This window comes from Phenylobacterium sp. (genome assembly GCF_004299445.1).
GTDB lineage: Bacteria > Pseudomonadota > Alphaproteobacteria > Caulobacterales > Caulobacteraceae > Phenylobacterium.
Genome location: NZ_SCTC01000061.1, coordinates 1 through 5,627 on the forward strand (window position 1 = coordinate 1; position 5,627 = coordinate 5,627).

Annotated in this window: 7 protein-coding genes and 3 tRNA genes; all 10 read left to right on the top strand. The window is 69.0% G+C overall.

Annotated features, from left to right (window positions below; all coding sequences use genetic code 11):
* Nucleotides 1–189, top strand: a 189-nt coding sequence (locus EPN98_RS16585; RefSeq protein ID WP_293364026.1) for a hypothetical protein, incomplete at its 5' end; no start/stop codon positions are given.
* Nucleotides 190–418: 229 nt separating this feature from the next.
* The gene (gene recJ, locus EPN98_RS16590; protein ID WP_293364027.1) at nucleotides 419–2,215 is read left to right on the top strand and encodes a single-stranded-DNA-specific exonuclease RecJ; all 1,797 of its coding nucleotides are present in this window, start codon (nucleotides 419–421) and stop codon (nucleotides 2,213–2,215) included.
* Nucleotides 2,216–2,335: 120 nt separating this feature from the next.
* A tRNA-Glu gene (locus EPN98_RS16595) sits at nucleotides 2,336–2,410 on the top strand.
* Nucleotides 2,411–2,551: 141 nt separating this feature from the next.
* Nucleotides 2,552–3,127, top strand: coding sequence for a cold-shock protein (locus EPN98_RS16600; RefSeq protein WP_293364028.1), 576 nt, complete (start codon nucleotides 2,552–2,554; stop codon nucleotides 3,125–3,127).
* 65 nt (nucleotides 3,128–3,192) lie between these two features.
* Nucleotides 3,193–3,972 (top strand): glutaminyl-peptide cyclotransferase, encoded by a 780-nt coding sequence (locus tag EPN98_RS16605; protein WP_293364029.1) that lies wholly within the window; start codon nucleotides 3,193–3,195, stop codon nucleotides 3,970–3,972.
* The gene (locus tag EPN98_RS16610; RefSeq protein ID WP_293364030.1) at nucleotides 3,969–4,400 is read left to right on the top strand and encodes a PaaI family thioesterase; all 432 of its coding nucleotides are present in this window, start codon (nucleotides 3,969–3,971) and stop codon (nucleotides 4,398–4,400) included. The genes EPN98_RS16605 and EPN98_RS16610 overlap by 4 nt, the downstream gene beginning before the upstream one ends.
* A 66-nt stretch (nucleotides 4,401–4,466) precedes the next feature.
* A tRNA-Pro gene (locus tag EPN98_RS16615) sits at nucleotides 4,467–4,543 on the top strand.
* A gap of 32 nt (nucleotides 4,544–4,575) precedes the next feature.
* On the top strand, nucleotides 4,576–4,884 hold the full coding sequence (locus tag EPN98_RS16620) for an ETC complex I subunit (protein WP_293364031.1): 309 nt from the start codon (nucleotides 4,576–4,578) through the stop codon (nucleotides 4,882–4,884).
* A gap of 11 nt (nucleotides 4,885–4,895) precedes the next feature.
* Nucleotides 4,896–4,972 (top strand) — tRNA-Arg (locus EPN98_RS16625).
* Between the two features lie 105 nt (nucleotides 4,973–5,077).
* Nucleotides 5,078–5,627: hypothetical protein (locus EPN98_RS16630; protein ID WP_293364032.1), on the top strand; the 550-nt coding region annotated here is incomplete at its 3' end.

Below are 5,627 nucleotides of genomic sequence, written 5' to 3' on the forward strand. Positions count from 1 at the left end.
GACGACTACGCCCAACGCTGGCGAGACCTGCCGGCGCCCACCTTCTTCCCCGACCCCGAACCCGCCACACCCGAAGACGTCGCCGCCGCCAACGCCGCCGCCCGCGCCTTCACCGCCGGCTTGCACGCGACGGCCCCGGATCACACCCAGGCGCGTCCCTCGAAACCGCCCTGGCGCCCCTCCGGCTGACGCCCCACCCGCGCGAAGCGCACTCCATTTCGAACCACGAACCCCACGAACCACACGAACGCTCCCAGGCCACAGCTCGGAGCGCGCGACCGCATGTTCGTGTGGTTCGTGGGGTTCGTGGTTGAATCAAGACGGCGCCTGCGGCGCGCAAGGCGTCTCCAGCTTGCGCAATTCCTGGCGACTCGCGCCCAGGCGACCGATAGTGCCCTCTGGCGAAGGCGACAGGCTGATGGCGGACGGAAGCGCGAACGTGGGCTATCTCGGCGTGACGCGCTCGCTGTCCGGTCGTCTCTGGCGCCAGCGCGCCGCTGCGCCCGAGATCACCCGCAGTCACCAGCTGAATCACGGCCTTTCCGAGCCGCTTGCCCGGGCGCTCGCCTCGCGGGGCGTCACGCCTGAGACCTGCGCCGACTTCCTCAATCCCACCCTGAAGGCGCTGTTTCCCGACCCCTCTTCGTTCGCCGACATGGACCGGGCCGCCGAGATCCTGGTCGACGCTCTCCAGGCCCGGAAGCGCGTCGTGGTCTTCGCCGACTATGACGTGGACGGCGCCTCTTCGGCCGCCCTGATCGTGCGCTGGTTCCGGGTCATGGGCCTCGAACTGTCCATCTACGTGCCCGACCGCATGACCGAGGGCTACGGACCGTCGCCGGCCGCATTCCGCCACCTGAAGGCCGAAGGCGCCGACCTGGTCATCACGGTGGACTGCGGGGCCGCGGCGCACGACGCCCTGGCCTGCGCCGCCGAGATCGGCCTCAACGTGGTGGTGATCGACCACCACCTGATGCGCCCCGGCGAGATCCCTGCGGTGGCCGCGCTGGTGAACCCCAATCGTCCGGACGACACCTCGGGGCAGGGGCATCTGGCGGCCGCCGGTGTGGCCTTCGTGCTGCTGGCCGCCCTGAACCGCGAGGCGCGCCGCCGCAGTCTGTTCTCGGGGCCCGAGCCCGATCTGCGCGCGTGGCTGGACCTGGCCGCCATGGGCGCCATCTGCGACGTGACCCAGCTGGTGGGCTTCAACCGCGCGCTCGCCGCCCAGGGCCTGAAGGTGATGTCGGGGTGGGCGAACCCTGGCCTCAGCGCGCTGATGGACGTGGCCAAGGCCAAGGGGCCCGCCTCGGTGTTCCACGTCGGCTACCTGCTGGGTCCGCGAATCAACGCCGGGGGCCGGATCGGCCGCTCCGACCTGGGCGCGCGCCTGCTGTCGACCGACGATCCCGAGGAGGCGGCCGTTCTCGCCGGCGAACTGGATGCTCTCAACGCCTCGCGCAAGCAGGTGGAGGCCGAGGTCCAGGAGGCTGCGATCCGCAACATCGAGCGCGAGAGCAACCAGGCCGACGCCCCCTGTCTCGTGGTCGCCGAGGACGACTGGCACCCGGGCGTCATCGGGATCGTCGCGGGGCGCCTGCGCGAGCGCTACCGCAAGCCGGTGATCGTGATCGGCATCGATCGGGCGGCCGACGTGGGCAAGGGGTCGGGCCGGTCGCAGCCCGGCGTGAACCTGGGGCGCGCCGTCCAGGCCGCCTACGAGGAGGGCCTGCTGCTGGCCGGCGGGGGCCACGCGATGGCCGCCGGCCTCTCAGTGCGGCCCGGCGCCATCCCCGAGCTGCGCGCCTTCCTCTGCGAGAGGATGGCCGACGAGGCCCAGGCGGCGGCCGCCGAGGACGGTCTCGATATCGACGCCCTGGTCACCACGCGCGGCGCGGACCGCGGCCTCTGGACAGAGTTCCAGCGCCTGGCCCCCTTCGGCCCGGGCAATCCCGAGCCGGTCTTCGCCGCCGCCGACGTGCGGGTCGAGCGTCCCATGGCCCTGCGGGGCGGCCACGTGCGGGTGACGCTCACGGACGGCTCGGGCGGGCGACTCAAGGCGGTGGCCTGGCGCTGCGAGGACACCGAGATCGGCCGTCGCCTTCTTCAGGAGGGCGGCGCCGTCCACGTGGTCGGCAAGCTGAAACCCGACGACTGGCAGGGGCGGGAAGGGGTCGAGCTCGAGATCGAGGATGTCGCGGACCCGAGAGCGCGGTAGGCCGACGCGCAGGCCGGTTTCGCCGGCCGGCGGCTAGAAGAGCGTCCCTCGGCAGAATGCGCCAATCGGCCGCTTGCGCCCCAAATCGAAGGTCGCTATAGAGCCGCCTCTCGCGCAAGCGGTCCCTTCGTCTATCGGTTAGGACGCCAGGTTTTCAACCTGGAGAGAGGGGTTCGACTCCCCTAGGGACTGCCACGCGACTTCCCCTTTCAGGTGTTCGCGCTTGACGCGCGCAGCATTCGCGCCCGCGAATCACCATTGACGCCATTAGGGTTACAAGAACACTGTTATAGTCGGCCCTGACCCTTGTGTCGGGATTTGCGGGCCGAGGGGCATATGGCGGGTTTCGAATTCGAGCATGCGGAAGGTCCGCCACCTGTGCGGATCTCGGGGCGGGTGAAGTGGTTCGATGCGGGGAAGGGGTACGGCTTCATCGTACCGGACGACCCCAGTCTGACCGACCTCAAGGACGTGCTCTTGCATGTCACCAGCCTGCGCACGTCAGGCCGCGAAAGCTGCCTGGAAGGCTCGCTGATCACCTGTGACGTCGTGCGCCGGCCCAAGGGCTGGCAGGTGGCCGAGGTCGTTCTGGTCGACGAGAGTTCCGCCACGCCGGCCGAGCGTCGCCCGGCGGCGGCCCGTCCCGAAGGCGCCGCCTTCGCCCGTCCCGCGCGCCGCCCGGTGACGGCGACCGGCCCGCTGGAAGGCGCCAAGGTGAAGTGGTTCAACCGCGCCAAAGGCTATGGCTTCGTCGTCCGCGACGCCGAGCCCGGCGACATCTTCGTCCACATCGAGACCCTGCGGCGTGCGGGCATGGAGGATCTCCAGCCCGGCGAGAGCGTCATGGTGCGCTTCGCCGAGGGCCCCAAGGGCCTGGTCGTCGCCGAGATCGAAGCGGCCAATCTCGCCTGACAGCGGCCTTGCCTGAGGCCCAGGCCTGCCCCAGATAGGCCACTCCCACCCCGGAGACCGGCCCCTTGCGTCTGCGCCTATCATCCCTCCTGACCGTGATCCTGCTGGGCTGTGCGTCGGCGGCGGCCGCCGCGCTCCCTGTCCACGGCGTCGAGGTGAAGGCCGCCTATCCGCACGACGCTCGGGCCTACACGCAGGGCCTGCTGTACCTGGGCGGCGACCTCTACGAGAGCACCGGACTGGAGGGCCGCTCGACGATCCGCCGCGTGCGCCTGTCCGATGGCGTCGTCCTCCAGCAGAAGGCCATCTCGCCCGAACTGTTCGGGGAGGGCCTGGTCAACTGGGGCGACGAACTGATCAGCGTGACGTGGCGCGACCAGGTTGGCTTCCGGTGGGACCTCAAGACCTTCGCCCTGCGCTCGTCGTTCAGGTATCCCGGCGAGGGCTGGGCGCTGACGCAGGACGGCAAGCACCTGATCCTGAGCGACGGCACGCCGAACCTGCGGTTCCTCGATCCGAAGACTTTCAAGGAGGTCCGCCGCGTCCGGATCACCGCCGAAGGCCGGCCCGTGGCCAACCTCAACGAGATCGAGTGGGTGAAGGGCGAGGTCTGGGGCAACATCTGGCAGACCAATCTGATCGTGCGGATCGATCCCAGGACGGGGGTTGTGAAGAGCGTGGTCGACCTCTCGGCGCTGCCCGAGACGGGGCGCAAGCCGAACATCGACGCGGTGCCCAACGGAATCGCCTACGACAGCAAGGGCGACCGCCTGTTCGTGACGGGCAAGCTGTGGCCCCGCCTCTATGAGGTGCGCCTCACGCCGCCCCGGATGCCTGCGAAATGACCACCGACGACGACACCATTCCCGAGCCGCCGCCCGGCTTCGTGCGCTCGGCCGGCCGCGGACAGTTCTCGACGGTGAACGGACCCTATTTCCACAAGCCGGCGGCCGACGGGCTGGTGTCGCAGGCCTTCTACGCGCTGCCCCGTCACACCAACGGCATCGGGCTGGTGCACGGCGGCATGCTGTCGGCGTTCACGGACGGACTGCTGGCGGGCGCCGTCGGCTTTGGCACGGGCAAGGTGGGCGTGACCATCCACCTGTCGATCGACTTCCTGCACATGGCCCGCCAGGGCGACTGGGTGATCGGCGAGGCCCGCATGACGCGTGCGACCAAGGACGTGGCCTTCTCAGAGGGCGTGCTTCGCGCCCGCGGCGTCGACATTGTCCGCGCATCCGGCATCTTCAAGCTCATGGATCGCCGCGGCTAAGCGTCTTTGGGCTTGTGCAGGTTTGCGGAAACGGAAAAACGCCTATATCGCAAGCCCGCCGGCCCTCGGGGCGTAGCGCAGCCTGGTAGCGCATCTGCTTTGGGAGCAGAGGGTCGGGAGTTCGAATCTCTCCGCCCCGACCAGCCGGTGGGAATTTGAGGGTCTGAAGAACAGCATGCTCGCGCGCATCTACCGTCCGTCGAAGACCGCCATGCAGTCGGGCCGCGCCAAGGCCGCGAACTGGCTGCTGGAGTTCGAGCCGCAGGCCGCGCGCAAGCCCGATCCCCTGATGGGCTGGACCGTCACCAGCGACACCGAGTCGAGCCAGGTGAAGCTGTCGTTCGACACCAAGGAAGAGGCCGTCCGCTATGCCGAGAGCCATGGCATCGCGTTCCAGCTGATCGACCCGGCCCCGGCCAAACGCATCATCAAGGCCTATGCCGACAATTTCGCTTTCGGCAGACGCACGCCCTGGACCCACTAGGTCGACCGCGAGCGCCCGTAGCTCAACCGGATAGAGCATCCGCCTTCTAAGCGGACGGTTGCAGGTTCGAGTCCTGCCGGGCGCGCCAGACCCGTGATGGCACAGGGCCTGGAGTAGGATGAGTTCTAGTTCTGTTCTTGATCGTCCGCCTTCCTATGGTTATGTTTTCTCCCGCTGCAGGGGGAGGTTGTGCGTGGGGTTGGATCTGCTTGTGGAGGCTTGCGCCAAGCCCGGCCACGAGGACGAATGGCGTCGCGCTATTCAGCGGTCTTTCGACGGCGATCCGGCCAGCCAGTCCGACCTCGATCGGTTCGCCCAGATCAGCACACCGCCCTTCGAGCGCCTGGGCGCGCCGCGCGTGGGCCACGACGAAGCCGCCAATCGTTGGATCCTCGAGGTCCGAAAAGCGAGCACGCCTGACGAAGTCGCCGAAATCCTGAAGACCTTCGATGGATACCACGTCGTCGCCCTGGTCGAGTCGGACGGCGTGCCGAAGTACAGCCACGCGGGCCTGTACGACGGGGTAGACGAAACCAGCTTCCGGGGCTCGGCGCTCAAACTGTGCGGAGACGTCCTCAGCGATGAGCTCATCGAGCACGCCTGGGAGCACAAGCTCCCGGAGCAGGCGGTCAGCTATGGTGAGGCCTTGCTGGCGGCAGCGCGCGCGGCCGCTGCGGCCGGCGCCGCGACGGCGTCGCCGAAGAGGCGGGGTCTCTTCGCGAAGCTGCTCACAAAGGCGCCCG